This is a genomic window from Mesorhizobium sp. M5C.F.Ca.IN.020.32.2.1, from assembly GCF_004023105.1.
In the GTDB taxonomy this organism is placed as follows: Bacteria; Pseudomonadota; Alphaproteobacteria; order Rhizobiales; family Rhizobiaceae; genus Mesorhizobium; species Mesorhizobium wenxiniae.
Genome location: NZ_RZSX01001085.1, coordinates 1 through 1,838, shown reverse-complemented (window position 1 = coordinate 1,838; position 1,838 = coordinate 1). Strand labels below are relative to the sequence as shown.

Annotated in this window: 2 protein-coding genes; both read right to left on the bottom strand. The window is 63.1% G+C overall.

The annotated features are described in order from the left end of the window. Positions 1 to 36 precede the first annotated feature (36 nt). Positions 37 to 864: an AraC family transcriptional regulator gene (locus EOA86_RS33100; protein WP_029351641.1), complete on the bottom strand. Its 828-nt coding sequence runs from the start codon at positions 862 to 864 to the stop codon at positions 37 to 39. A gap of 175 nt (positions 865 to 1,039) precedes the next feature. Continuing rightward, positions 1,040 to 1,838, bottom strand: a 799-nt coding sequence (locus EOA86_RS33095; RefSeq protein WP_164892255.1) for an ABC transporter permease, incomplete at its 5' end; no start/stop codon positions are given.

The following is a 1,838-nucleotide window of genomic DNA, read 5'->3' as shown; positions in this document are numbered from 1 at the left end:
CCTATCAAATAGTCTGAAAAACGGCTGCCAGGCGGCTCAGGAAATGGCCCGCGCCGCCTCGCGATAGAGTGTCGGCGGAACGCCGACATGATCGCGGAAGAAGCGCGAGAAATTGCCCTGGGTGGTGAAGCCAAGATTGCAGGCGACCGAGATCAGCGGCTCCTGCGACCATTGCAACTGCCGCACGGCTTCCTCCATGCGCAACGTGTTCCAGTAGACGTTGGGCGTCAGATTGGTCTGCTCCTTGAACAGCGCGAAGAAATGCGGCCGCGACAGGCCGACGCTGCGTGCCACATCGTCGAAGCAGATACGTTCGCAGACATTGGCCTTCATCAGCTGGATCGCCTTGCGGACACGGAAATCCTGCATGGTGTGGACGCGGGCGCGTGCTACTTGCGGTGCCGAGGCGTCGGCGGCGTCGAGCACGCTGTCGATGAAGCGCTCGATCTCGTAATTGGCGATGTCGTCGATGCTCTCATTGTCGCTGAGATGGTCGAGAAGGTTGGCTGCCGCCTTGTGCAGCCAGGGCTCCAGCGTGATCGCCGGTGCTGAAAATAGCGGCGCGGACGACGGCAGGTCGCGACGCCGGCGCGCCCAGTCCGGATCGATGTAGAAGGCGAGGAACAGGCCGGGCCGGCCGTCGCTGGACAAAGCGTGGCTGTGCGGCTGGAAGGAATTGATGCCGGCGGCGGTGCCGGGCCCAAGCCGCACCGTTTCGCGACCGATGGTCATCTCGCCGGCCGTGCCTTCCAGCCAGATGATGATATGCGCCTCGACATGGGCATGGGTGACGAAGTCGCTGGCGACGTTCAGGACAGAAACATGTCCGAACCGGCCCCAGTAGAGCCTGATCGCTTCCGTCATGGGTATATCCTCCCGCAGGCGACTGGCCTCCCTTCGCCTGCAATGGGGATAGTGGGGCTCAGTCCGGGCCTGCGTCAAGGCACATGCGCACGCCTGGCGCCCGTCATGGGCCGTACCGGCCGATTATCAGACTGAGCGATAGCAAGGGAAACGAATAGCGTTCGTCAACTGCGGTCTATTCGTTGCGCCTGAAATTGCGGATCCGGTCGAACAGGACCGCCAGCAGAATGGCGCCGCCGATGAACACGCCTTGCCAGAAGGCATTGATGCCGAGCAGGCCGAGACTGTTGCGGATAACTTCGATCAGCGCCGCGCCAACGACGGCGCCAAAGGCCGTGCCCATGCCGCCGGCCAGGTTGGCGCCACCGATGACGGTCGCGGCGATGACCTGAAGCTCCATGCCGTTGCCGAGATTGGTGGTGACGGCGCCAAGCCAGCCGGTCTGGATGATGCCGGCGATACCGGCCGCGAGCGCCGAGATCATATAGACCGCGACCTTGATCTGGCGCACCGGAACGCCGGTCAGCGTCGCCGCATGCTCGTTGCCGCCGATGGCGAAGATGTGCCGGCCGAATTTCGTCCAGCGCAGGACGAAGCCGGTGATCAGTGCCAGCACGATCGTGTAGAGCACCGGATTGGCGATGCCGAACACAAAGGCGCCGCCGCCCAGCGCCAGAAGCTTGTCGTGATCCGGCCCGAACTGGAAGACGACGGTGTTGTTGGAGGCGACCATGGCAAGGCTGCGCGCAATCGACAGCATGCCGAGCGTCACCACGAACGGCGGAAAGCCGAGATAGGCGATCAAGATACCGTTGAAGGCGCCGATGATCAGCGCTGTCGCAATTGCAGCGGCAATGCCGATCTCGATGCCGTAGCCGGCATGCATGGTCACCGCCAGCACCATCGAACACAGGCAAAGCACCGAACCGACCGAAAGGTCGATGCCGCCGGTGATTATGACGAAGGTCATGCCC